This window comes from Phenylobacterium sp. LjRoot219 (assembly GCF_964252995.1).
Taxonomy (GTDB): domain Bacteria; phylum Pseudomonadota; class Alphaproteobacteria; order Caulobacterales; family Caulobacteraceae; genus Phenylobacterium.
Genome location: NZ_CAXUQI020000001.1, coordinates 2,930,819 through 2,954,774, shown reverse-complemented (window position 1 = coordinate 2,954,774; position 23,956 = coordinate 2,930,819). Strand labels below are relative to the sequence as shown.

Here is a 23,956-nt window from a genome sequence, read left to right as displayed (position 1 = left end):
CCTCGCCCGTCCGGCGGATATGTTGGGCCCTGTGGCTCGCCCCTCCACCACGTGCTCTTCGGCGCGTGGTCCCCCTCCCGCCGCTTCGCGGGGGAGGAAATCAGGTTCGTAGGTTTGGATTGATGCGCCCCATCTTCATCAACGTCGGCGAGCGGACCAACGTCACCGGTTCGGCCAAATTCCGGAAGCTGATCGCCGAGGGGAACTACCCTGAGGCGCTGTCGGTAGCGCGCCAGCAGGTCGAGGCCGGCGCCCAGGTCATCGACGTCAACATGGACGAGGGCCTGCTCGACTCCGTGGCGGCGATGCGGACCTTCCTGAACCTGGTCGCCGCCGAGCCGGACATCGCCCGCGTGCCGGTGATGATCGACAGCTCCAAGTGGGAGGTGATCGAGGCCGGCCTGCAGTGCGTCCAGGGCAAGTCGATCGTCAACTCGATCAGCATGAAGGAAGGCGAGGCGACCTTCATCGAGCACGCCAAGGCCTGCCTGCGCTATGGCGCGGCGGTGGTGGTGATGGCCTTCGACGAGGTCGGCCAGGCGGACACCGCCGACCGCAAGGTCGAAATCTGCCAGCGGGCCTACAAGATCCTGACGGAAGAAGTCGGCTTCCCGCCCGAGGACATCATCTTCGACCCGAACATCTTCGCGGTGGCGACCGGGATCGAGGAGCACGACAACTACGCCGTCGACTTCATCGAGGCGACGCGGCGGATCAAGGCGAGCCTGCCCTACGCGCGGATCTCCGGCGGCGTCTCCAACGTCTCGTTCAGCTTCCGCGGCAACGAGCCGGTGCGCCGGGCGATCCACTCGGTCTTCCTCTACCACGCGATCGCCGCGGGCATGGACATGGGCATCGTCAACGCCGGCGACCTGCCGGTCTACGACGAGATCCCGGCCGAGCTGCGCGAGGCCGTCGAGGACGTGATCCTCAACCGCAAGCGGGCTGACGGCGGCTCGCCGACCGAATTCCTGGTTGAGCTGGCGCCCAAGTACAAGGGCGGCAAGAGCGAGGCGAAGGGGCCCGACCTGGCCTGGCGCGAGGCGCCGGTCGAGGAGCGGCTGAAGCACGCCCTGGTCCGCGGCGTCAGCGAGTTCATCGAGGTCGACGTCGAAGAGGCGCGGCTCAAGGCTGTCCGCCCGCTGCACGTCATCGAAGGCCCGCTGATGGCCGGCATGGACGTGGTTGGCGACCTGTTCGGCGCGGGCAAGATGTTCCTGCCGCAGGTGGTGAAGTCGGCCCGGGTGATGAAACAGGCCGTCGCCTACCTGATGCCCTTCATGGAGGCCGAGAAGGACGGCGGCGAACGGCAGACCGCCGGCCGCATCCTGATGGCGACCGTCAAGGGCGACGTCCACGACATCGGCAAGAACATCGTCGGCGTGGTACTGCAGTGCAACAACTACGAGGTCATCGACCTCGGGGTGATGGTGCCCGCCGACCGCATCCTCGACGAGGCCGAGAAGCACAAGGTCGACATCGTCGGGCTCTCCGGCCTGATCACCCCGTCGCTCGACGAGATGGCCTTCGTCGCCGCCGAGATGCAGCGCCGCGGCTTCAAGATCCCGCTGCTGATTGGCGGGGCGACCACTTCGAAGACCCACACGGCGGTGAAGATCGCCCCGCGCTACCAGGGCGCGACCACCTATGTGCTGGACGCCAGCCGGGCGGTCGGCGTGGTCTCCAACCTGCTGTCGCCGACTGAGCGCGACCGCTTCGTCGCCGAGACCGTCGCCGACTACGACAAGGTCCGCGAGCAGTTCGCCCGCGGGCAGGGAAACCGCGCCCGAGCGTCGCTCGCCGACGCCCGCGCCAACGCCTTCACGCCGGACTGGGCGGCCTACGACCCGCCCAAGCCGAGCTTCCTCGGAACCCGCACCTTCGCGCCCTATGACCTGGCGGAGCTGGCGCGGCACATCGACTGGACGCCGTTCTTCGCCAGCTGGGAGCTGGTCGGCCGCTTCCCGCAGATCCTCGAGGACGACGTGGTCGGCGAGGCCGCCCGGGACCTCTACAAGGACGCCCAGGCGATGCTGGCGCGGATCATCCAGGAGGGGCTGCTGGAGGCTCGCGGGGTCGTCGGCTTCTGGCCGGCGAACGCGGACGGCGACGACGTCGTGCTCTACACCGACGAGACCCGGACCACTGAGCTGGGTCGCCTCAACACCCTGCGCCAGCAGATGCTGAAGAGCGGCGACCAGCGCAACGTCGCGCTCGCCGACTTCGTCGCGCCGATCGGGACCAAGCCGGACTGGGTGGGCGGCTTTGCGGTCACCGCCGGCCATGGCGAACTGGAGCTGGCCAAGCAGTTCAAGGACGCCGGCGACGACTATTCGGCGATCCTGTCGACCGCTATCGCCGACCGTCTGGCCGAAGCCTTCGCCGAGGCGCTGCACCGACGCGTGCGCACCGAGCTGTGGGGCTATGCGCCGGACGAGGCCTTCGACGTCGACGCGATGATCGCCGAGCAGTACCGCGGCATCCGGCCGGCGCCGGGCTATCCGGCCCAGCCCGACCACACCGAGAAGAGCACGCTGTTCCGGATCCTCGACGCCACCGCCGCGACCGGCATGGAGCTTACCGAGAGCCTCGCCATGACCCCGCCGGCGGCGGTCTCGGGCCTCTATTTCGCCCATCCGGAGGCGCACTACTTCGGCGTCGGCCGCATCGAGCGCGACCAGGTCGAGGACTATGCGCGGCGCAAGGGCTGGGAGCTGGCGACCGCCGAGCGCTGGCTGGCCCCGATCCTCAACTACGACCCGGCGTGACGCCAAGATGCTCCACCGCATCGCGGGGGAGCTGGCGGCGAAGCCGACTGAGGGGGCGTTTTCGGCGATAGCCTTGCGGCGGCGTCGAAGGTTCGTACGCGGCGAACGCCCCCTGGCGCTGGCGCGCCGATCCACCTCCCCCGCTGCGCGGTGGAGGATCTGCTACGCCTCCAGCATCGCCGGTGCGGCTGAGGAGCGGCCGTTCTCCAGCCGGCAGCGGACTTCGCAGCGGACGCCGTCCGGCGCGAAGGTGAAGGCCACCTCGCCGCCGAGCTCCCGGGCCAGGCTGCGCTGCAGCAGCCGCGAGCCGAAGCCGGCGCGCTCCGGCGGCGCCACTGGCGGCCCGCCGTGCTCGATCCAGGACAGGGCCAGCACGTTGTCGGCCGACAGCGTCCAGCGGATGGTCACCCGGCCCTCCGGGACCGACAGCGCGCCGTACTTCACCGCGTTGGTGGCCAGCTCGTGCAGCGCCATGCTCAGCGCCAGCGCGCGTTGGGCGTTCAGCCAGACCGGCGGGCCGGAGCGGCTGATCTGCGGCCGGCGCTGGGTCTCGAACGGCGCCATGGCCGAGGCCACCACGTCGGTCAGCCGCGCGCCGTGCCAGCTCTCCGCCGTCAGCAGGTCGTGCGCCGCGGCCAGCGCCACCAGCCGGGCTTCGAAGGCGTCGCGCGCGCGCTCGAGGTTGGGGGCCGAGCGCAGCGTCTGCGCGGCGATCGACTGCACCGTGGCCAAGGTGTTCTTCACCCGGTGGTTCAGCTCGTTGATCAGTAGCCGTTGGCGCTTTTCGGCGCGGCGACGCTCGGTGACGTCGTCAAACACGCCGATGATCCGCTCGATGCTGCCGTCCGGACCCGGCACGGCGTCGCTGACGGTGGCGATGTTGCGGGTCGCGCCATCCGGCAGGTGGATGCGGTACTCGAACTCTCGGCGCACCCGGCCGCTCGCTTCCGCGGCCCGGGTCTCGACCTGCAGGCGCGCCATGTCCTCCGGGTCGATGCGCTGAACCACGTCGGCGACGGTCAGCCCGTCGTTGGACTCCAGCGCGAAGATCTCCAGCGCCCGCTCGTCGAGCGTCGCCTTCCCGGTCGCCATATCCCATTCGAAGGCGCCCAGCCGGGCGACGGCGATCGCCGCGCTGAGCCGACGCTCATTCTCCTCCGCCGCGGCCTGGGCGCGCACCTGGGGCGTGACGTCGAAGCCTTCGACGAACAGGCCGATCACCTTGCCGTTGTCGTCGGTCACCGGCTCGACCACCAGGTCCAGGAAGATCTCCTCGACGCGCCCGCCGGGCCGGGTCGCCAGCACCCGCTCGCCGCGGGTCACGAAGCGTTCGCCGGTGGCGTAGACCTGATCCAGCACCTTCCATCGGTTGTCGGCCCCAGCATAGGCGGCGAAGGCCTCGTGATAGGGCCGCCCGACCACGTCGTGAACGCCGAACAGCCGCTCATGCGCCTCGTTGACGAACTGGACGATCAGGTTGGGTCCGGTCATCAGGCAGATAAAGCCCGGCGCCTGGGCGAACATGTCGCGCAGGCGGGCGAACTCCATCGCAGACCTGCGCTCGGCGAGCACCCGCTCGGTGGTCTCGATGATCACGCACAACATGCCGAGCGGCCGGCCGTCCTCATCGAGCACGGGGGAGCAGTCGATGTTCATCCACACCTGCTCGGCCGCGCCGGTCCGGTAGATGGTCAGTTCCAGGTCGCGGAAGGCCAGCGTGCCGCACGCCTCGCCGGCGTCGAGCGCCTTTTGGCACAGCTCGGTCATCCGCGGCCAGCTGCCGAGCGCTGGCGCGCCCAGGGTCGCCGGGTGCTTGTTGCCGATCAGGTTGGCGTACCCGTCGTTGTAGAGGCTTATGCCGTCCCGGCCGACAAGCATCACCATTGGAAGTTGCGAGTGCAGCATGATCGCCGTTGCGATCTTCAGAGGCGACGGCCAGTCGCGCAGCGGACCAAGGGCAGTCGACGCCCAGTCGTACTGGGCGATAAGCGCCGCCATGGCGCCGCCGCCGCGCAAAAACGCGGCCCCCTCTACGTGATCGTCTTGATGCGGCATCTTTGTCGACACGGTTGGCGCTCGAATGAGCACATCATCCAGGACCGATGGCAACCACCCAACGCGAGAACCTTGCCTTGGCCGGACGCGTTCCATCGGCATGCCGCAGTACACGTTCTGCATCGAACCCGACTCGGCGGGGGCGCCAGAGACGACCACCGAGGTCTTCGAGAACGACGAGGTCGCGGTCCATGTCGCGCGGCGTGCGCTGGGCGGCCGTCACGCCTCGGTGCGGGTCGGTCGCGGAGCCGGCGAGGCGGTCGAGTGGATCGGCGCTTGGCGGGCCGGACCGCGGCAGGCGGCCTGGAGCGACGCCGGTTGACGGCTAGTGTCCCGATTCCGAAGTTCGCTTCGGCGCATGACCGATGTGCAGGCGAACTTCAGAGCGAGTACACTAGGCGTCTTTACCGCGGGCCAGGGCGCGCGGGTCGGCCTTGTCGGCCGGGGCCAGGCGCATGACCTCGGCCTGGTAGCGCTCATCCTCGCCGGCGGCGAGCAGGGGCAGGGCGTCGGCGCAGGCCTCGAGCAGCGGCGCGACCCACTTCAGCTCGACCTTGTGGAAGTCGGAGAGCACGTGGCCCTGCACCAGTTCCTTGGCGCCGGGATGGCCGGTGCCGAGCCGCGCGCGGCGGAAATCGGGGCTGACCTGGGCGGCGATCGAGCGGATGCCGTTGTTGCCGGCCGCGCCGCCGCCGGTCTTCATCCGGAAGCGCCCGGGCGCGAGGTCGATCTCGTCGTAGAAGACCACCAGGTCGGCGGGCTGCAGCTTGAAGAACTTCAGCGCCTCGCCGACCGCTCGGCCGGTCTCGTTGTAGTAGGTCTGCGGCTTCAGAAGCAGCGCCCGCACCGGTCCGGCCGGCGTGTCGATCGAGCCTTCGCTCGCCAGGCTCTGAAAACGCGAACGCGCCGGTGAGAAACCCCACCGGCGCGCAATCTCGTCCACAGCCATGAAGCCGATGTTGTGGCGGTTCTTCGCATACCCCTGGCCGGGGTTTCCGAGGCCCGCAATCAGCAACATCAGCGGAGGCGGGGAGGCCTTAGGCCTCGCCGCCCTCAGCCGCTTCAGCCGCTTCTTCCGCGATCTGCGCCGCGGCGCCGGCCACGGTCGCCACGACCGTGTCGGCGTCGAGCGTCGATTGGGCCGAGCCCGCCAGCTTCAGGTCGCCGACGCGGATGGTCGCGCCGATGTCCAGGCCGGTCAGGTCGAAGACGATGTCTTCCGGGATCTCGTCGGCCGGAACCGACAGAGCCACTTCGTGCAGCACGATGTTCAGGGTGCCGCCGCGCTTCAGGCCCGGGCTGGCTTCCTGGTTGGTGAAGTGCACCGGCACGGCGATCTTCACGGTCTGATGCTCGTCGACGCGGTACAGGTCGAAGTGCCACGGCTCGTCGGTGACCGGGTGCATGTCGACGACCTTGGCGATCACCGACTGGGTCTCTTTGCCGTTCTGCACCTTCACCAGGTGACCGAGCAGCTTGCCGGTGAAGAGCGCCTTACGGAACTCGTTGGCGCGCACGGCGACCGCAACGGGATCCTTGTCGCCGCCGTAGATCACGCCGGGCACCAGGCCCGCACGACGGCTGGCGCGGGCGCCGCCGGTGCCGGTCCGCTCACGCACTTCAACATTCAGAACGATATCGGCCATGGCCTTGCCTCAAAACGAAGCCGCCGCGCGAAGGCCGCGCGGCGACGCAAATCCGCGACCGCAGGGGTCGAAAGGTGCGCGTAGATACACAAAAGCCCCGGCCTGCGCAACGGGCCGGGGCTGTGATTTATCCGGCCGAAGTCAGCCCTTCTTGGTCTTCTTCTTCGCCGCCGGCTTCTTGGCGGCGGCGCGCACGGCCGCGGCTTCTGCGGCGCGGGCCTTGGCGGCTTCGACGATCGGATCCGGCGGCACGGCCAGGCCGACGCCCTTCATCAGGCAGGCGCCGGTGTCAGCCATGATGTGCACGCCGAGGCAGAAGACGTCCTCATAGTAGGGCTTGGACACGGCCAGGCACTGATAGAGGTTCAGCTTCGACATGTTCAGGCAGCTGGCCGTGTTCGGCTCGGCGAGCAGCGGCATCACTTGCTCGAGGTTGGCGTCGTCGGCGTAGCCGAGCCCCGCCAGCGCCGCGAGCGCCAGGCTGCGAACGACCAGCGGGCTGTACGGCGGCCCCGCCGGCGCGCCGCTCAGGCTCATCGGGGCGGCGCCGACGCTGGCCTGCTGCAGCCGCAGGGTCTCGGCGGTCTCGCCGAGGGTCGGCGTGGCGGACAGTTGCTTGGCCTGCAACAGGCGGGCGTCGCGGCCGGCGACGTCCTTCTTCGACCAGGCCGAATGCTGCACGTCATAGGCGGCCTGCTTCACCTGCCGGCCCTGGTCGAGCAGCTTGCGGCCGTCCTCGCCGAGCGCGCCGACGACCAGCCCCGCGGCGCTGGAGGCGCCCGAGATGCCCAGCACATAGGCCGGGTCACGCATGATGTCGTAGGCGACCTTCTGGCGCTGGGCCGGGTCGGCGGCGAAGCTGCGCACCCCGGTCACGAACGCCGGGTCCTGCAACGCCGCGACGGCGCCGTAGGCGATGGCGCCGCGCAGCAGCTGGTCAGCCTGGTAGCCGGCGCCGATGCGGACGCTGTCGGACACCTGTTCGCCGCTGGCGAAGGCCGGCGAGATCTGCGCCGCCTTGGTGACGTAGGCGCGGTAGGCGCTCGCCTGGTCGATCAGCCGGGACGACAGGCTGATGGGCGGCGGCGGGGACGGCTTGGCGGGAGGTGGTTGGGCGCAGCTGGCGAGCAAGGTGGCGGCCGCCAGCGCAGCCAGAGTCACGCTCCGGCGGAGCGGGTTAACTCGGTACATAAAAGGGCGATCCCCCTAAAGATCGTTTGCGCGAACATACACGGGCCCGCGCCGACATTGTGGCCCGGCGTGATCAACTTCCGATGAGCGGCCTAACCTCGGCGCAGGCGCACGCCAGCGCGCCGCGGTGCGAACCGCAGCGGCCGGCGACTCTCGAGGTCGGACGGTCAGTCGAAGAGTTTGGAGACAGACTCTTCGTTGGCGATGCGGCGGATCGCCTCGCCGATCAGCGGCGCGCAGCTGACCTGGCGGATCTTGGTCGAACCCAGGATCGGATCCGGCTGCTCGATCGAATCGGTGATCACCAGTTCCTTCAGCACCGAGTTCTTGACCCGCTCGCAGGCCGCGCCGGAGAGCACGCCGTGGGTGACGTAGGCCGAAACCTCGGTTGCGCCGGCGTCGATCAGCGACTGGGCGGCGCTGCACAGCGTGCCCGCCGAATCGACGATGTCGTCGAACATGATCAGGCGGCGGCCGGAGACGTCGCCGATGATGTTGGCCACTTCGCTCTTGCCCGGGCCCGAGCGGCGCTTGTCGACGATCGCCAGCTCGGCGTTCAGCCGGCTCGCCACCGCCAACGCGCGGACCACGCCGCCGACGTCGGGGGAAACGATCAGCAGCTCGTTGGCCTTTTCGTAGTTGGTCTTGATGTCCTGCGCCATCAGCGGGGCGGCGTGCAGGTTGTCGGTCGGGATGTCGAAGAAGCCCTGGATCTGGCCGGAGTGCAGATCCATCGTCAGCACCCGGTCGGCGCCGGCGCGGGTGATCAGGTTGGCGACCAGCTTGGCCGAAATCGGCGTGCGGCCGCCGGTCTTCCGGTCCTGCCGGGCGTAGCCGAAGTAGGGCAGCACCGCGGTGATCCGCTTGGCCGAGGCGCGCTTCAGCGCGTCGACGCAGATCAGCAGCTCCATCAGGTTGTCGTTGGCCGGGTAGCTGGTGGACTGCAGGACGAACACGTCCTCGCCGCGGACGTTCTCGTCGATGGTGACCCAGATCTCATTGTCCGGGAACCGCTTCACCTGGGCCTTCGTCAGCGGCACGTCCAGGTGCGTGGAGACGGCCTGCGCCAGCGTTCGGTTGGAGTTGCCGGCCAGCAGCTTCATCGGTCACCTTCAAATTTTCGGCAGTTCGGGCGCCTTTTATCAGCGGCGACGGACGAGTCTATCCCTCTGGCGGCCGCATTTGCGCCTGCCGTCGCGGAATGCCGCGTGAGCGGCATCTCCGGGAGATGCGCCGTCAGGGCTCCAGCATGATCGCCGACAGCAGCCGGCCGTAGTCCGGCTCGCCCGCCTTGAACGCCCGGCGGTTGGAGAAGAACAGCTCGGGCTCCGCGCAGGTGTCGCGGCCGACCCATTCGCAGGCCTCGACGCCGGCGGCCGCAAGGCGCGACAAAACGAAGCTCGGCAGGTCGAACAGCCGCTTTTCGCCCGACGCGCCCGGCGCGAAAAAGCGTTCGTAGCCGGGGTCGACCGCGGCGAACCGCTCGAGGAACTCCAGCCCGACCTCGTAGGAGCGGGGCCCGATGCAGGGGCCGACGACGGCGCGGATGCGCTCGGCGCGGGCGCCCAGGGTCTCCATCTGCGCGATGGCCGCCTCGACGACGCCGGTCAGCGCGCCCTTCCAGCCGGCGTGGGCGGCGGCGACGACGCGGGCCTCGGCGTCGGCCAGCAGCACCGGGGCGCAGTCGGCGGCGAGCGCGCCGCACACCACGCCGGGCGTGGCGCTGACCACCGCATCGGCCTGCGGGGCGGCGTCCGGCCAGGGGGCCGTGGCGACCAGGGCCTCGGCCGAATGGATCTGATAGACGGTGACGATCGCTTCGCGGCCGAAGTGCGCCGCCGCGCGACGGCGGTTCTCCTGCACCGCATCGGGATCGTCGCGCGAGCCCAGCCCGACGTTGAGGCCGGCGTAAATGCCCTGCGAGACGCCGCCCTGGCGAGTGAAGAAGGCATGGCGCACGCCCGGCAGTTCGAGCAGCGGCGAGGTCAGGACGGGAAGCTCGTTCATGCGTCGCAGGCCTCGAAGGCGGGCGGGCTCCAGCCCGGGGAGTGGATGCAGGCGGCCTTGAACAGCTCGCCCATCTCGTCAGCGCCGATCAGCCGGTGCAGCTGCCGGCCCAGCGTCGCCGAACGGTCCGGCCGGGCGCGCAGCAGGGTCTCGGTGCGCGCGCCGATCCCCATGTTCGACAGGAACTGCGCCTGGGTGAGGATCGCGGTCTGCGCGCCTTGCGCCCGCGCGGCAGACAGCACGGCCGGGAAGTCGGCGTGCACGGTCAGGTCGGCCTCGCCCGGACAGGCCAGCGGATCGACTTTCTCGTGGCGGCGCAGCGCCTGCAGGGTGTCGCCGAAGCCAGCCGCGTCGCGGCCGTAGTCGATCAGCAGCGCCGCCCCGCCGTCGGCGGAAATCCGCTGGCCGAGCGCCGCCCCCAGGGCGGCCTGGGCCGCGGACTGTTCGAACACCGCGCCGACCGCCGCGTCCGGCAGCAGCCCGGCGGCCGGCGTCGCCGCCAGCCCGAACGCCAGCTGTCCTGCGGCGTCCAGCCCGACCATCTGCTCCGCCCAGCCGACCGCCGTGCGCACGAACTGGCGCGCCGGCAGGCAGTCCAGCAATTCGTTGGAGATCAGCAGCAGCGGTTCGCCGCCGGGAACCTCGTCCAGCGCCGCGGCCCAGCGGACCGCGTCGCCCAACCGCTCGGCCTGTTTGGCCCTCAGCGGCGCCGACACTTCCACCAGCCAGACTTCCGCCGCCTCCAGCAAGCCCGGGGCGAGGCGCGCCGCGCGCAGCACATCGCTCATCAGCGTGCCGTCGCCGGGGCCCATCTCGACCAGGCGAAAGCGCTGCGGCCGGCCGATCTGCTCCCAGGCCGAGGCGACCCAGACGCCGATCAGCTCGCCGAACATCTGGCTGATCAGCGGCGCGGTGATGAAGTCGCCGGTCGGCCCGAGCGCCGGACGGGTGGCGTAGTAGCCATAGTCCGGATCGTAGAGGCAGGCGGTCATGTACTGGGCGACGCTGATCGGTCCGGTCTCGGCGATCTGCGCCTGCAGGCGGTCACGCAGGCTCATCGGCCTCCCGCGGGCTCGCGCCGGCCGCCTGCGCGGGCTGGGCCGGCAGCTCGGGCGGCAGCGGCGCCTTCAGGCCGCGCCAGATCAGCAGCAGGCCGGCGATCACCATCGGCGCCGACAACATCATCCCCATGGTCAGGCCCAGCGGGAAATGCGGCATGTAGGCGTCGGGCTCGCGCACGTTCTCAAGGCTGATGCGGATCACCCCGTAGCCGGCGATGAACAGGCCCATGATCACGCCGCGCCGGTTGGTCCATTTGCGCCCCCAGACCGCCCAGGCCAGCAGCAGGAACAGGCCCAGGCCTTCGAGCGCCGCTTCGTAGAGCTGGCTGGGATGCCGCGGCAGCAGGCCGGCGCCGGGGAAGACGATCCCCCAGGGGGCGGTGGTCGGCCGGCCCCAAAGCTCGCCGTTGATGAAGTTGGCGATGCGTCCGAAGAACAGGCCGATCGGCGTCGCCGCGGCGACCACGTCGCCCAGCTGCAGCACGTCGAGGCGGTTGCGCCAGGCGAAGAGGATCAGGGCGAGCAGCACGCCCAGCGCGCCGCCGTGGAAGCTCATGCCGCCATGCCAGACCTTCAGGATCTCCAGCGGGTCGCGCCAGATCAGGTCGGGCATATAGAACAGGGTGTGGCCGAGCCGGCCGCCGAGGATTACACCGAGCGTGATCCAGAGGATCAGGTCGTCCAGCTGCACCGTGGTCATCGGCGCCGGCCGGCGGGTCCAGAGCGAGGCCTTCCGCAGGATCGTCGCGGCGTAGCGCCAGCCCAGCAGGATGCCGGCGACATAGGCCAGGGCGTACCAGCGGATCGCAAACGGCCCGATCTGGATCAGGACGGGATCGAAGTCCGGAAATGGCACGGTCGCGCGGCTCCCAGCGTTGTGCGTGGCCCCCGGTTTAGACGAGAAGAGCTCCGCTTTCACCCCCCGCGACGTCCGCGACGCCCGCGAGTCGCCGCGGTTCAGCCGTGGTCGGGGGCCAGCTTCCCCGGTAATGGCTAGGGGCCCGGCCGGTTTAGTAGCAAAACCGCCGCTGGGAGCCCATATAGGCGTAGAAGGCGCCGATCTTGCAGCGCTTGTGAGTGAAATGCAGACCCAGAATCCCTTTCTCGACGAGATGGCCAAGCTGACCACCGCCGCCATGGGCCTTGCCCAGGCTGCGGGCGAGGAGGCCAAGGCCGCGTTCCGTTCCCAGGCCGATCGTGTCGCCGCCGAATTCGACCTGGTGCGCCGCGAGGACTTCGATGCGCTTAAGGCTGAACTGGCCGCTCTCCGGGCCGAGGTCGCCGCGCTGCGCACGCAGCAGGCGCCTGGGACCAACGCGCCCTGAACATCCACAGAAACACGCCCTTACGGCTCAGCACGCGTCAGATGCGAGTGAACCTCTGCGCGCGAACGGGCTTACTTTCAGTATCGCAGGCGATTCGGGGGCGGCGATCCGCTCCCCGCCCACTGCGAAAGGACCGCGGGTCTCATGGACACCACCCAGTCTGACGAAAACGTCCTCCTCGCCAACGATCCTCTCGACGTCGTCGAGCACGTGCTTGCCGCCGAGAACCTGCCCTTCGACCGTACCGAGGATGGTGACCTCGCCTTTACCCTGGCCGGCGACTGGAAAGATTACGAACTCTGGTTCGCCTGGCGTCCGGAAGGGGACTGCCTGCAGCTCTGCCTATCGGTGGACCTGGTCGCGAGTGCGGAGCAGCGGGCGGCCGCCCACGAACTGATCGCCATGATCAATCCGCGCGTCTGGCTGGGCCATTACGAGCTCTGGGAAGACGGCGAGATCATCTTCCGCCACGGAATGGCGCTGATGACCGGCGAGCAGCCGAGCCTGGCCCAGGCCGCAGCCATGATCGACGTGGCGGTGGAAGCGGCCGACCGGTTCTACCCGGCGTTCGACTTCCTCGTGCGCGGCGCCAAGTCGCCGCAGGACGCGGTCGCGGCCTGCATGTTCGAAACCGTCGGCGAGGCCTGATCGCCGGCCATGGGATCCTCTCCCTCAGGGAGAGGATCTGCTGTCGGCTAAGCCGCGCCGGCTTTCCCGGATGACAGCTTGGCGGCGGGCTCATAGTGTCCGCCGCCATGATCACTCCCATACTGATGCTGGGCGCCGGGCGCATGGGCGGGGCGATGCTCGCCGGCTGGCGCAAGGCCAACGCCTTCTCCGCCGCTGAGCTGATGATCCGCGATCCGCAGCCGGGCGACTCCGCCCAGGCCGCCGGCCGCGACGGCGCGGTGCTCAATCCGCCGGATTCCGAGCTGGCCCGCGCCCGCACCGTGGTGCTGGCGGTGAAGCCGCAGCTGTGGCGCGAGGCCGCGGCCGAGGTCGCGCCCTGGCTCGCCGCCGATGCGGTGATCGTCTCCATCGCCGCTGGCGTGCGCGCCGGCGACATCACCAAGGAGTTCGGCGGCCGCTGCGTGGCCCGGGTGATGCCGACCACCGCGGCGGCCATCGGCCAGGGCACCGCCAGCCTCTACGCCGACGATCCGGCGGCGCTGGCCCGGGCGCACGCGCTGTTCGAGCCGCTCGGCGCGGTGGTCGATCTCGCCGACGAGGGGCTGATGCACGCCGCCACCGCCGTGTCGGGGTCGGCGCCGGCCTACCTCTACGCCTTCATCGAGTCGCTGGAGGCCGCCGGCCTCGCCGCCGGCCTGAGCGGCAAGGACGCCAGCCGGCTGGCCCGCTCGACGCTCACCGGCGCCGCGGCGCTGCTCGCCGAGAGCGGCGACGACCCGGCCGAACTGCGCCGCCAGGTCACCTCGCCCGGCGGCACCACCCAGGCGGCGCTCGACGTGCTGCTCGGCGAGGCCGGCCTGCCGCCGCTGCTGCGCGACGCCGTAGCGGCCGCGGTGCGGCGCTCGAAGGAACTGGGGGCTTAGCGAGCGGCCCCCTCAGTCAGCTTCGCTGATAGCCCCCCGCAGGCGGGGGAGCAGCGGATCGCTCCTCCCCTGCGGAGCGGGGGAGGTGGATCGGCGCGTCAGCGCCGAGACGGAGGGGGCGCTAGGCTCCGCTACTCCGTCCGCGTCCAGGTCTGGGTCTTGCAGATCACCAGCACGCAGCCGTCGACCTTCAGCGCGCCGTCCGCCGCGACCCGCAGCTTCGAGGCGTAGGTCTTGCCCGATTTCGGATCGTAGATCTTGCCGCCGTCCCAGCGGCCGGGGCCGGCGGGGCGGAAGTCGCGGATCATCGTCAAGCCGACCAGCGGGCGGCTGCGCTGGCCGGCGTCCGGATTGTGCCGATCGCGCTTCGGCTGGCCGTCGTCGCCGAGCGGCGTACGCAGCCAGACGATCTCGCCGCACAGCTGGGCGGCGCGGCCGGGGCACGGGCCGATCTTCACCTTGGCGTCCTTGTCCTGCACCAGCCAGACGCCCTCGGCGGGATCGGCGGCCAGGGCGGCTCCGCCCGCCAGGCTCAGCAGCACGGCGGCGGTCGCGGCGATCCTCAGGCCCATGGCTCTCAACTCCTCCGCGGTTCGACCACTGGCCGCAGCGCGCCCGGCAGCCGCAGCGTCGCCCGCAGCCCGCCGAGCGGCGAGCGGCCGAGCGTGATGTCGCCGCCGTGGCCGCGCGCTACGTCGCGGGCGATCGCCAGCCCCAGGCCCACGCCCTTGGTGTTCTGGTTGCGCGCCTCGTCCAGGCGGCTGAACGCCTTGAACGCGTCCTCGTAACGCTCCGCCGGGATTCCCGGTCCGTCGTCGTCGACGACGATCTCGACGCCGCCCTGCGGCCAGGGCTGCGCCGAGACCTGCACGGTCTCGCCGTAGGCCGCGGCGTTCATCACCAGGTTGGACAGCGCGCGTTTCAGGGCGTTGGGCCGCACCGGCGCCTCTAGCTTCGGGTCGGCGGTGACGCTGACCCGGGCGCCGGCCCGCACCGCGCCTTCGCTGACCTGTTCGATCAACTCGCGCAGCCGCACCTTCTCGATCGCCTCGCCGCCCTCGCCGCGGGCGAAGGCGAGGTACTCGTCGATCATGTGCTCCATCTCGACCACGTCGCGCTTCATCGCCTCGTTGCCCTTCGACGGCTCGGACAGGGCCAGCGCCAGCTTCAGCCGGGTGAGCGGGGTGCGCAGGTCGTGGCTGACCGAGGCCAGCAGGGTGGTGCGCTGATCGATGTGGCGCTGGATGCGCGCGCGCATGTCCAGGAAGGCGACCGCGGCGCGCCGCACCTCGCGCGCGCCGTGCGGCTTGAAGGCCGGGGCGTCGACGCCGCGGCCGAAGGCCTCGGCGGCGTTGGCCAGCCGCTCGATCGCCCGCACCTGGTTGCGGATGAACAACAGCGCGATGGCGGTGAGCAGCACGGTCGCCACCGTCATCCAGAGCACGAAGATATGGCCGTTGGTGGCCACCGCGCGGTCGCGCGGGGCCAGCACGCGGATCACCGCGCCGGGCATCTGCACGCGCACGTCGACGTAGGCCGGGTAGCGGGTGGTGTCGAACCAGAACGGCTGGTCCAGCCGGTCGCTCAGCGCCTGCTGCATCGACCGGTCGATCGGCGCGAACAGCGAATAGCGGCGGTTGACCGGCAGGGTCTTGCCCGGCTGCAGGGCGATCGACAGGCCCTTGGACTCCTCGGCCCGGCGCGCCAGCTTGGCGAAGCTCTCGGGCGTCGGATCCTCGGTGTAGCTCTCCACCGCCCAGGCGATGTCGCCGGCCAACCCCTCGGACAGGCGCGAGGTCACGGTCTGCCAATGGGCGTCGAAGAACACGTAGGTGACGGCGATCTGCATGATCGCCACCGGCAGGACGATGATCAGCAGGGAGCGGCCGAAAAGGGTCTTCGGCACCTGCCGCCGGACCCAGACGGCGATCCACCGGCCGATGCGGCGGAAGTCGATCATCAGTCGGGCGCCAGGCGGTAACCGATCCCGCGCACCGTCTGCAGGTAGCGCGGCGCCTTGGGGTCGTCCTCGATCTTGCGGCGCAGGCGGGTGACCTGCACGTCCACAGCGCGGCCGGACGGGTCGCTGGAGTTGGTCGCCAATTCCAGCCGGTCCACCGGCTCGTGCGGCGTCCGCGCCAGATGGCGCATCAGCGCGACCTCCGCCTCGGTCAGCCGGATCGGCTCGCCCTCGCAGGTCAGCTCGCCGCGCTCGGGATCGAAGGCGCAGCGGCCGAGCGACAGGGGACCGGTGGTCGGCGGGCGGTCCTGCGAGCGGCGCAGGATCGCCTCGATGCGCAGCAGCAGCTCCTCGGGCTCGAACGGCTTGGCCAGGTAGTCGTCGGCGCCGACCTTCAGGCCCTCGATTCGGTCGCCGGATTCGCCGCGCGCCGTCAGCATCAGCACCGGCGTGCGGCCGCTCGCGCCGCGTTGGTCGCGCAGCCAGCGGGTCAGCGACAATCCGTCCTCCCCGGGCATCATCACGTCGAACACCGCCAGGTCGAAGTCGAGCGTGGCCAGCAGTTTGCGCGCCGCCGCCCCGCCGTTGGCCGCCGAGACGCGGAAACCCGCGCGGGCCAGGTAGGCCTTCAGCAGCTCACGGATGCGGTCGTCGTCGTCCACCACCAACAGATGGCGCACGCGCTGGGCGGGATCGGCGTAGGCGTTCAACTCACAGAGCCCATTTCGTTTGACGCGGGGCCCTCCTCACGGTTCAAGGAGCCCCTCTGAAAGGAGCATTCGGCCCCATGTCTACAGTTTCCTTCGACGATCGCGACGGTTGGATCTGGTTCGATGGCCAGTTCGTCCCCTGGCGCGAGGCGAAGGTGCATGTCCTCACCCACGGCCTGCACTATGCGTCGTCCGTGTTCGAGGGTGAGCGGATGTACGGGGGCGAGATCTTCGAGCTGACCGCCCATACCGAGCGCCTCTTCAAGTCGGCCGAGATCCTCGACTTCCAAATCCCCTACACGGTGGCCGAGATCGATCAGGCCTGCAAGGACGCCTGCGCGAAGAACGGCCTGGCCGACGCCTACGTCCGGCCGGTCGCCTGGCGCGGCTCCGAGACGGTGGCCGTCTCGGCGCAGAACGCCAAGATCCACGTGGCCATCGCCGTGTGGGACTGGCCGAGCTACTTCAAGCCGGAAGAGAAGGCCAAGGGCGTCCGCCTGACCTGGGCCAAGTACAAGCGCCCGTCGCCGGAGACCGAGCCGGTCCACGCCAAGGCCGCGGGTCTCTACATGATCTGCACCGTCTCCAAGCACGCTGCGGAGAAGGACGGCTACACCGACGCGTTGATGCTGGACTACCGCGGCTATGTGGCCGAGGCGACCGGCGCCAACGTCTTCTTCGTCAAGGACGGGGTGCTGCACACGCCGCTGCCGGACTGCTTCCTCGACGGCATCACCCGCCAGACGGTGGTCAAGCTGGCCCGCTCGCAGGGCGTCGAGGTGATCGAACGGCACATCATGCCGGAGGAGCTCGCGGGTTTCACCGAGTGCTTCCTCACCGGCACCGCCGCCGAGGTCACGCCGGTCTCGCAGGTCGGCGAATACACCTTCACCCCGGGCAAGCTGTCGCTCGGACTGATGGACGACTACGCCAAGCTGGTCCGCCGCCAGCTGGTCGCGGCCTAAGCCGCCACGCCGGAGGAGGGGGCGTACCGCCCCCTTCGTCTCGGCTCCAGCTGCTCCCCTGCGAAGCGGGGGAGCTATCAGCGAAGCTGACTGAGGGGGCGTTCGGCGTTCGCCCCTTCTCGCGTTGCTCGAACGCTCACACGAACCAGGTGCGCGGCCGCGGGTAGGGCTCGTCGCGGGCCAGGTGGATCACGCCGACGATCGCGCGCAGCGCGAACCAGACGTGGGTCAGGCCGACGATCAGCCAGCCGAGCAGGAACAGCGGAATGCCGATCAGCACCAGGCTGAGCGGTGCGCCGATCACGATCAACACGACGCCGATCACCTCCCAGGCGATCCACAGCCAGCAGGTGCGGATCAGGAAGGTGTAGTGGCTGCGGGCCATCTCCCCGGCCTCGCCGCGCTTGGCGTACGCCAGGATCAGCCCGAGGATGATCGTCAGGCCGTTGACGATCCCCAGCAGGTAGAGGGCGTAGACCACCGCCGGCATGGTGCGGTCTTCGACGCCGCCATAGCTCAGACGCTCAGTCATCGGTGTCCTTCCCTGCGGCCCGTGGGCGGGCGATTGCCTCGCAAAAGGTGGGAACGTTTCGCCGCGGAGAAAAGACTTCAGCCGCGCTCGAGGGTGATCTCGGCGCCGGCCGCCACCGCGTCGGGCGCGAGCGCCAGCGGCTTCTCCACCCGCACGCGGGCGCGGGTCACCCGCGGGTCGGCGATGCAGGCGCGCGCCAGCCGCTCGGCGAAGGCCTCGACCAGCTCGATATGACCTTCGGCGGCGATCGCCTGGGCGGCCTTCAGGATGGTCTCGTAGTTGACGGTGTCGGCGAGCCGGTCGGCGCCGGCGGCCGGGACGTCGAGCTCGACGTCGACCGACAGCGGCTGGCGCTTGCCGATTTCATGGCGGTAGACGCCGATCTCGGCCTGCACCCGCAGGCCGGTGACGAAGACCTTGGTCATCGCGACGCGCACCGCGCCGGCGGCGGGCGCGGGAAGAGGGGGCTTGGCCATCGCTGCGGACCTCAGCGCCAGGCCAGGTGCTGGCCGGAATCGACCGCGATCATCTGGCCGGTGACCGCCGGCGCATCGATCAGGTAGCGCAGCGCGCCGGCGACCTCGGCGGGCGCGACCGGCCGGCGCATCAGCGTCGACGCCGCCTCGTCGGCGAAGTCCTGGGGATCCTGGTGGATGGATTGCAGGGTGGGGCCGGGGCCGATGGCGTTGACCCGCACGCGCGGCGCCAGCGCCTGGGCCATCAACTTGGTCGCATCCCAGAGCGCGGCCTTGCTCAGCGAATAGGAGAAGAACTCCGGCGTCGGCCGCCAGACCCGCTGGTCGAGAACGTTGACGATCAGGCCCTCGCGGTCGGCCGGCAGCCGCCGGGCGAAGACCTGGGAGAGCACCAGCGGCGCGCGCAAGTTGGTCTCCATGTGCAGGTCCCACGAGGCGCGGTTGAAGGTCTCGAACCCGTCTTCCTCGAAGACGCTGGCGCAGTTGACCAGCAGGGTGACCGGGCCGAGCTCGGCCTCGGCCTCGCCGACCAGGGCGACCACGGCGGATTCTTTGCGCAGGTCGCAGCCGAGGATCGTCGCCCGGCGTCCAGCCGAGCGCACCTCGCCGGCCGACGCGTCGGCGTCGTCGCCGGGATTGCGCACATGGATCGCGACGTCGAAGCCGGCCTCGGCGCACGCCCGGGCCAACGCCCGGCCAATACGGCGGGCGCCGCCGGTGACGAGCGCTGCGCCGCGGTTCGCCATCTGCCGCGCGCGGGCTTAGTCGAGCCGGCCGAACTCGTAGACGTTCAGCGCGCCGATCACGACGATGAAGATGACGATGGCGGCGATGCCGGACATGAGCGGCTCCTTCGAAACTATCAGCGGGCTTTAGCGAGGCCCGGGCTTAGCCGCAAGCCAGCGATGGCGGCTGCGCGCGCGATCGCGCCGTTACGCCTCGTCCGGCCTGCGCCGTTGCGCCCAGGCGAGCACCGCCATGCCGGCCGCGGCCGACAGCACCGAGCCCATCAGCACGCCGAGCCGGACCTGGGCGGCGGCGTATTCGGCGGTGAAGGCCAGGGCGCCGATGAACAGGCTCATGGTGAAGCCGACGCCGCACAGCAGCGACACGCCGTAGAGCTCGGCCCAGGTGGCGCCGGTCGGCCGCCGGGCGAGCTTCAGCCCGATCACCGCCGCCGTCGCGCCGAAGACGCCGAGCTGCTTGCCGAGGAACAGGCCCAGCGCGATGCCGAGCGTCACCGGGCTGGCCAGTTCGGCCAGCGTCATGCCCTCCAGCGAGAAGCCGGCGGCGGCGAAGGCGAACAGCGGCAGGATCAGGAAGGCGACGTAGGGGTGGAGGCTCTCCATGAAGTCCTCCAGCACGCCAGGCCGGTGCGGCTTGCGCGGCTCGATCGGCACGGTCATCGCCGCGGCGACCCCCGCCACGGAGGTGGAGATCCCCGATTTCAGCGTGAACGCCCAGACCAGCAGGAAGCCCAGCGCATAGAAGAGGTAGGGCGCGCTGCGCCACCGGCCGAGCAGGGCCATCAGCGCCAGCGAGACCAGCGCGCCGCCGAGCGCGGCGACCTGCACCCCCTCGCTGAACACCAGGCCGATCAACGCCACCGCGCCAAGGTCGTCGACGATGGCCAGGGTCAGCAGGAAGACGCGCAAGGTGGGCGGCAGCCTGGGCCCGGCGATCGCCAGCGCGGCGACGGCGAAGGCGATGTCGGTCGCCGTCGGGATCGGCCAGCCCTGGGTCGCGCCGCCCGGCCCGGCGTTGAACGCCAGGTAGACCGCCGCCGGCACGACCATGCCGCCGACCGCGGCGACGATCGGCAGCACCAGCCGCCGCGGATTGGCCAGTTCGCCGCGCAGGATCTCGTATTTGATCTCCAGCCCGACGACGAAGAAGAAGACCGCCATCAGGCCTTCCTTGATCCAGTCCAGGACCGAATGGGTCTCGCGGAAAGCCCCGACCTGAATGGTGAAGGTCGCGTCGATGAAGCCGTAGTAGGTCGCGGCCCACGGGGAGTTGGCCATCAGGATGGCCACCGCCGCGGTCGTCGCGAGAATCAAGCCCGAGGCGCTCTCAGTCTTGAGGAAGTCGAGGGTCAGTCGTCGCGCCATGCCTGTCGGTTAGCATGCAAGCGGAACCGGATCGACTGACATCGGGGCTGGCGGCGGGGGGAAAGCGGTTGTGGCCGCGCCGCTTTGCGCCCATTTGCCCTCAGATGCCCGTCTCGTCCGCCTATCGCCCCGATCCGCAACTTCCCAAGCTCGGGTTGGAGTACGCCGACCCGGTCGAGGCGGCGAAATTCCCGCAGACGCTGCTGCGGTTCCGCAACGATCGCGCGGCGGCGACCGTCGGTCTGGACACGCTGAGCGACGCCGAGTGGATCGCCCATTTCGGCCGCTTCGAGCCGTTGCCGGACAACATCGCCCCGCCGCTGGCCATGCGCTACCACGGCCATCAGTTCCGGGTTTACAACCCCGAGCTCGGCGACGGCCGCGGCTTCCTGTTCGCCCAGTTGCGCGAGGCCGGAACCGACCGTCTGCTCGACCTCGGCACCAAGGGGTCCGGCCAGACCCCCTGGTCGCGCCAGGGCGACGGCCGACTGACGCTGAAGGGCGGCGTGCGCGAGGTGCTGGCGACCGCCATGCTCGAGGCGCTGGGCGTGCCGACCTCGCGTTCCTTCGCGCTGATCGAGACCGGCGAGGCGCTGCAGCGCGGCGACGAGCCCAGCCCGACCCGGTCCTCGGTGCTGACCCGGCTGTCACACAGCCACATCCGCTTCGGCAGCTTCCAGCGCCACGCCTTTTTCGAGCAGCCGGGCCGGATCGCCGTGCTCGTCGACCATGTGATCGAGAACTACTATCCGCAGCTGCAGGGCGCGGACGACAAGCCGAGCGCGCTGCTTGCGGTGGTGACGGCCAAGGCGGCGCGGCTGGCCGCCCGCTGGATGGCGGCGGGCTTCGTCCACGGGGTGCTCAATACTGACAACATGAACATGACCGGCGAGAGCTTCGACTACGGCCCTTACCGCTTCCTGCCGCGGTCGGACCCGAAGTTTACCGCGGCCTATTTCGACCACTCCGGCCTCTACGCCTTCGGCCGCCAGCCGGAGACGGTGTTCTGGAACCTGCAGCAGCTCGCCGGCTGCTTCAGCCTGCTGAGCGCGAGCGAGCCGCTGATCGAGGCGCTGAACGGCTTCGGCGCCGCCTATCAGCGCGAGCTGGTCGCCGCCGTGGTCGAGCGGCTGGGCCTGGCGCCGCGCGGCGAGGCGGAGGACGTCGCCCTGGCGCAGGCGGCGTTCCGCGCCCTGGCCGAGGGCGGCGAGGCGCTGCGCTGGGAGCCGTTCTTCTTCGACTGGTTCTGCAAGGACGAGGCGCGGGCCCTGGCCGGCCCGCGCGCGGCGCTCTACGGCGGCGAGGCCTTCACGGAGTTCCGCGCCCGGCTCGCGCCCTACGCCGCCGAGCGACCCGAACGGCTGGCGAATCCCTATTTCGCCGGGCCGGAGCCGCAGGAGCTGCTGTACGACGAGATCGAGGCCATCTGGGCGGCGATCGCCGAGCGCGACGACTGGTCGGTTTTCGAAGCCAAGCTGGCCACGATCGAGCGCGCCCGGCTGGCCTGGGGGCTGACGCCGCAAGGCGCTTAAGCTCCCATTCTTCCGTCATCGCCCGGCTTGTCCGGGCGACCCATCCCAAGGCCGTTCGACGGCGGGTTGGAGGTCTGGACAAGCCGGTCATGATCTAGGGAATTTTGCGGAACGCCGGTCTTGGCGTTTCGTTCGGACTCTGGGCCTCCACGTGTTGGGAGGCGCGCCCATGAAGAGCCTGATGTTCTGGCTGATCGGCGTTCCGGTCCCGGTGATCGTCCTTATCTATTTGTTCGGCTTGATCCGCTGAGCACCGCGCCCGGACGTCGTCAATCTGCGCTCGCTGAGCGACGGTTCCCTGTTCGCTCCGATCGCGTTCTGCCCTAGGCGGCCTTGTCCCGCGACGCCCGCTGCGCCAGCACGACGCCGCCCAGCGTCACCGCTGCGCCGAGCGACTGCACCGGGCCGAGCACCTCGTTGAACAACACCCAACCGAGCGCGCCGGCGACCACCGGCTGCACCAGCACGACGACCGAAGCGGTGGCGGTCGGCAGCCGGCCCATGGCCCAGGCGATCGAGCCCTGTCCGGCGACATGCATCAACCCGAGGCCCACGCAGGCGGCCCAGCCGGCGGCGCCCAGCGGCAGGATCTGCTCGCCGAGCGCCAGGGCGCCGACCAGCACCAGCGGCGCGCCGACGGCGCTCGACCAGAACATCAGCGCGCTGGCGGTCTCCCGCTTCCGGCCCGCGCCGATCGCCAACAGATAGAGGGCGTACCAGAGCGCGGTGGTGGCCGACAGCGCGTCGCCGAGCGGCGGGTTCACACCGGGCGCGCCGACCCGCTGGCTGGCCATCAGCCAGGCGCCGGCGACCGCGATGGCGACCGCGAGCAGGAACTGCGGCCGCGGCCGCTGCTTCAGGAAGATCCAGGCGAAGGCGGTCACCACCACCGGGGTCAGGTTCGACAGCACGGTGGCGTTGGCCACCGAGGTGTACTTGATGCCGTAGTGCCAGAAGCCGAGGTCGAGGGCGAAGGCCGCGCCGGCGGCCAGCGCCAGCGGCGAGGGCGGGGCGATCCGCCCGGTGGTGCGCCGGGTCATCAGCGCCAGCAGCGGCAGGGCGAAGGCCAGCCGCCAGAAGCCGGCGGCCGCCGGGCCGGTCTGGGTCAGCCGCACCAGGATCGGCGAGAAGCCGATGACGCAGGCGCCGAACACCAGGACCGCGGCGGCGCGCCAGCGCGGCGGCGGCTCAGTCAAAGCCCAGCTCCCGCCGCAGGGCCTCGGGCGTGACGCCGCGGGCGCGGATCTCGCGCAGCGTCTCGGCCCTGTCGCGCTTGGCGTAGCGCTTGCCGTCCGGCCCGGTCAGCAGCGGGTGATGGCGATAGACCGGGCTCGGCAGGCCGAGCAGCGCCTGCAGCAGCCGCTGGATGTGGCTCGCCTCGAACAGGTCCTGGCCGCGGACCACGTGGCTGACGCCCTGCAGGGCGTCGTCGAAGGTGGCGGCCAGGTGGTAGGCGACGCCGACGTCCTTGCGCGCCAGCACCACGTCGCCGCCGAGCTCCGGCCGGACCGCGATCACCCCCTGCTCGCCGTTCGGGCCCGAACCTTCCTCGACGAAGGTGAGGCCGCCGAACCCGCCAAGCGCCGCCTCGGCGGCGGCCAGCGACAGCCGCCAGGCGAACGGCTCGCCAGCGGCGAGGCGGTGGCTTTCGTCGTGCCGCGGCAGCGGCGCGCCGCGGAACATCTCCATGGCCCCATGCGGCGCGCGGCCGATGTCCTCGGCGATCTCCTTGCGGGTGCGGAAGCAGCGGTAGATCAGGCCGCGCGCCGCCAGACCGTCGAGCGCGCCGGCGTAGTCGGCCATCTCGTCCGACTGCCGGCGCACTGGCGTCTCCCAGCCGAGGCCGAGCCAGGCGAGGTCCTCGTAGATCGCCGTCTCGAACTCCGGCCGGCAGCGGGTCTGGTCGATGTCCTCTATGCGCAGCAGGAAGCGGCCGTCGGCCGCGCGCGCCGCGGCGTGCGCCGTCAGCGCCGAATAGGCGTGGCCCCGGTGCAGGAAGCCGGTCGGGGAGGGGGCGAAACGGGTCACGAAGCCGGCCACGGCCGAGACTTATCAGGCCCGCGC

The 23,956-nt window shown here is 70.5% G+C and carries 24 protein-coding genes; 7 read left to right on the top strand and 17 right to left on the bottom strand.

All coding sequences use genetic code 11. From position 1 onward, the window contains the following. Positions 1–122: 122 nt before the first annotated feature. On the top strand, positions 123–2,768 hold the full coding sequence (gene metH / locus ACSQ14_RS14490) for a methionine synthase (protein ID WP_436013944.1): 2,646 nt from the start codon (positions 123–125) through the stop codon (positions 2,766–2,768). Between the two features lie 162 nt (positions 2,769–2,930). Here the strand turns inward: metH and ACSQ14_RS14485 are convergent, their stop codons facing one another. After that, positions 2,931–4,766: a sensor histidine kinase gene (locus ACSQ14_RS14485; protein ID WP_436013942.1), complete on the bottom strand. Its 1,836-nt coding sequence runs from the start codon at positions 4,764–4,766 to the stop codon at positions 2,931–2,933. A gap of 157 nt (positions 4,767–4,923) precedes the next feature. On the opposite strand from ACSQ14_RS14485, the gene ACSQ14_RS14480 reads away from it, so the two are divergent. Beyond that, positions 4,924–5,145 (top strand): hypothetical protein, encoded by a 222-nt coding sequence (locus tag ACSQ14_RS14480; RefSeq protein ID WP_436013940.1) that lies wholly within the window; start codon positions 4,924–4,926, stop codon positions 5,143–5,145. 72 nt (positions 5,146–5,217) lie between these two features. On the opposite strand, the gene pth is transcribed toward ACSQ14_RS14480, so the two are convergent. The 7 genes from pth to lgt all read right to left on the bottom strand — a co-directional run bounded on the left by pth (position 5,218) and on the right by lgt (position 11,584). Continuing rightward, positions 5,218–5,841 (bottom strand): aminoacyl-tRNA hydrolase, encoded by a 624-nt coding sequence (gene pth / locus ACSQ14_RS14475; protein ID WP_436013938.1) that lies wholly within the window; start codon positions 5,839–5,841, stop codon positions 5,218–5,220. A gap of 19 nt (positions 5,842–5,860) precedes the next feature. After that, a complete protein-coding gene (locus tag ACSQ14_RS14470) occupies positions 5,861–6,469 on the bottom strand; it encodes a 50S ribosomal protein L25/general stress protein Ctc (protein WP_436013936.1) in 609 nt (202 codons plus the stop codon). A 141-nt stretch (positions 6,470–6,610) separates the two neighbouring features. Beyond that, positions 6,611–7,630, bottom strand: a complete 1,020-nt coding sequence (locus ACSQ14_RS14465; protein ID WP_436013934.1) for a hypothetical protein — start codon at positions 7,628–7,630, stop codon at positions 6,611–6,613. A gap of 197 nt (positions 7,631–7,827) precedes the next feature. Then, entirely contained in the window at positions 7,828–8,763 is a 936-nt protein-coding gene (locus ACSQ14_RS14460) for a ribose-phosphate pyrophosphokinase (protein ID WP_436013932.1), read from the bottom strand. A 133-nt stretch (positions 8,764–8,896) separates the two neighbouring features. After that, positions 8,897–9,667, bottom strand: a complete 771-nt coding sequence (pgeF, locus tag ACSQ14_RS14455; RefSeq protein ID WP_436013930.1) for a peptidoglycan editing factor PgeF — start codon at positions 9,665–9,667, stop codon at positions 8,897–8,899. Then, positions 9,664–10,725 (bottom strand): class I SAM-dependent methyltransferase, encoded by a 1,062-nt coding sequence (locus tag ACSQ14_RS14450; RefSeq protein WP_436013928.1) that lies wholly within the window; start codon positions 10,723–10,725, stop codon positions 9,664–9,666. Before ACSQ14_RS14450 ends, pgeF begins: the two co-directional genes overlap by 4 nt. Further along, the gene (gene lgt, locus ACSQ14_RS14445; RefSeq protein WP_436013926.1) at positions 10,712–11,584 is read right to left on the bottom strand and encodes a prolipoprotein diacylglyceryl transferase; all 873 of its coding nucleotides are present in this window, start codon (positions 11,582–11,584) and stop codon (positions 10,712–10,714) included. Before lgt ends, ACSQ14_RS14450 begins: the two co-directional genes overlap by 14 nt. Positions 11,585–11,810: 226 nt before the next feature. Here lgt and ACSQ14_RS14440 point away from each other — a divergent pair, with 226 nt between their 5' ends. The 3 genes from ACSQ14_RS14440 to proC all read left to right on the top strand — a co-directional run bounded on the left by ACSQ14_RS14440 (position 11,811) and on the right by proC (position 13,606). Continuing rightward, positions 11,811–12,053, top strand: a complete 243-nt coding sequence (locus ACSQ14_RS14440; RefSeq protein ID WP_436013924.1) for an accessory factor UbiK family protein — start codon at positions 11,811–11,813, stop codon at positions 12,051–12,053. A gap of 144 nt (positions 12,054–12,197) precedes the next feature. Beyond that, positions 12,198–12,701, top strand: a complete 504-nt coding sequence (locus ACSQ14_RS14435; RefSeq protein WP_436013922.1) for a YbjN domain-containing protein — start codon at positions 12,198–12,200, stop codon at positions 12,699–12,701. 110 nt (positions 12,702–12,811) lie between these two features. Beyond that, the gene (gene proC, locus ACSQ14_RS14430) at positions 12,812–13,606 is read left to right on the top strand and encodes a pyrroline-5-carboxylate reductase (RefSeq protein ID WP_436015430.1); all 795 of its coding nucleotides are present in this window, start codon (positions 12,812–12,814) and stop codon (positions 13,604–13,606) included. A 131-nt stretch (positions 13,607–13,737) separates the two neighbouring features. Here the strand turns inward: proC and ACSQ14_RS14425 are convergent, their stop codons facing one another. The 3 genes from ACSQ14_RS14425 to ACSQ14_RS14415 are packed head-to-tail and all read right to left on the bottom strand — an operon-like array spanning position 13,738 to position 16,276. Then, positions 13,738–14,178: a DUF2147 domain-containing protein gene (locus ACSQ14_RS14425; protein ID WP_436013920.1), complete on the bottom strand. Its 441-nt coding sequence runs from the start codon at positions 14,176–14,178 to the stop codon at positions 13,738–13,740. Between the two features lie 5 nt (positions 14,179–14,183). Beyond that, complete coding sequence (locus ACSQ14_RS14420; RefSeq protein WP_436013918.1) at positions 14,184–15,566, bottom strand: ATP-binding protein; 1,383 nt, start codon at positions 15,564–15,566, stop codon at positions 14,184–14,186. Then, on the bottom strand, positions 15,566–16,276 hold the full coding sequence (locus tag ACSQ14_RS14415) for a response regulator (RefSeq protein WP_436013916.1): 711 nt from the start codon (positions 16,274–16,276) through the stop codon (positions 15,566–15,568). The genes ACSQ14_RS14420 and ACSQ14_RS14415 overlap by 1 nt, the downstream gene beginning before the upstream one ends. Before the next feature lie 77 nt (positions 16,277–16,353). Between ACSQ14_RS14415 and ACSQ14_RS14410 the strand changes: the two genes are divergently transcribed. Further along, the gene (locus ACSQ14_RS14410; RefSeq protein ID WP_436013914.1) at positions 16,354–17,241 is read left to right on the top strand and encodes a branched-chain amino acid aminotransferase; all 888 of its coding nucleotides are present in this window, start codon (positions 16,354–16,356) and stop codon (positions 17,239–17,241) included. 136 nt (positions 17,242–17,377) lie between these two features. On the opposite strand, the gene ACSQ14_RS14405 is transcribed toward ACSQ14_RS14410, so the two are convergent. From ACSQ14_RS14405 to nhaA, 4 genes are all read right to left on the bottom strand, one after another. Continuing rightward, on the bottom strand, positions 17,378–17,773 hold the full coding sequence (locus ACSQ14_RS14405; RefSeq protein ID WP_436013912.1) for a DUF4870 family protein: 396 nt from the start codon (positions 17,771–17,773) through the stop codon (positions 17,378–17,380). A 77-nt stretch (positions 17,774–17,850) separates the two neighbouring features. Further along, positions 17,851–18,249, bottom strand: a complete 399-nt coding sequence (folB, locus tag ACSQ14_RS14400; protein WP_436013910.1) for a dihydroneopterin aldolase — start codon at positions 18,247–18,249, stop codon at positions 17,851–17,853. A gap of 11 nt (positions 18,250–18,260) precedes the next feature. Further along, positions 18,261–18,995 (bottom strand): SDR family oxidoreductase, encoded by a 735-nt coding sequence (locus ACSQ14_RS14395; RefSeq protein WP_436013908.1) that lies wholly within the window; start codon positions 18,993–18,995, stop codon positions 18,261–18,263. 186 nt (positions 18,996–19,181) lie between these two features. Continuing rightward, a complete protein-coding gene (gene nhaA, locus ACSQ14_RS14390) occupies positions 19,182–20,360 on the bottom strand; it encodes a Na+/H+ antiporter NhaA (RefSeq protein WP_436013906.1) in 1,179 nt (392 codons plus the stop codon). Between the two features lie 104 nt (positions 20,361–20,464). Between nhaA and ACSQ14_RS14385 the strand changes: the two genes are divergently transcribed. Next, positions 20,465–21,892, top strand: a complete 1,428-nt coding sequence (locus tag ACSQ14_RS14385) for a protein adenylyltransferase SelO (RefSeq protein ID WP_436013904.1) — start codon at positions 20,465–20,467, stop codon at positions 21,890–21,892. Between the two features lie 323 nt (positions 21,893–22,215). Here the strand turns inward: ACSQ14_RS14385 and ACSQ14_RS14380 are convergent, their stop codons facing one another. Both ACSQ14_RS14380 and gluQRS read right to left on the bottom strand, forming a co-directional pair. After that, positions 22,216–23,088 (bottom strand): DMT family transporter, encoded by an 873-nt coding sequence (locus ACSQ14_RS14380; RefSeq protein ID WP_436013902.1) that lies wholly within the window; start codon positions 23,086–23,088, stop codon positions 22,216–22,218. Further along, positions 23,081–23,932, bottom strand: coding sequence for a tRNA glutamyl-Q(34) synthetase GluQRS (gene gluQRS, locus ACSQ14_RS14375; RefSeq protein WP_436013900.1), 852 nt, complete (start codon positions 23,930–23,932; stop codon positions 23,081–23,083). The genes ACSQ14_RS14380 and gluQRS overlap by 8 nt, the downstream gene beginning before the upstream one ends. Between the last annotated feature and the right edge of the window lie 24 nt (positions 23,933–23,956).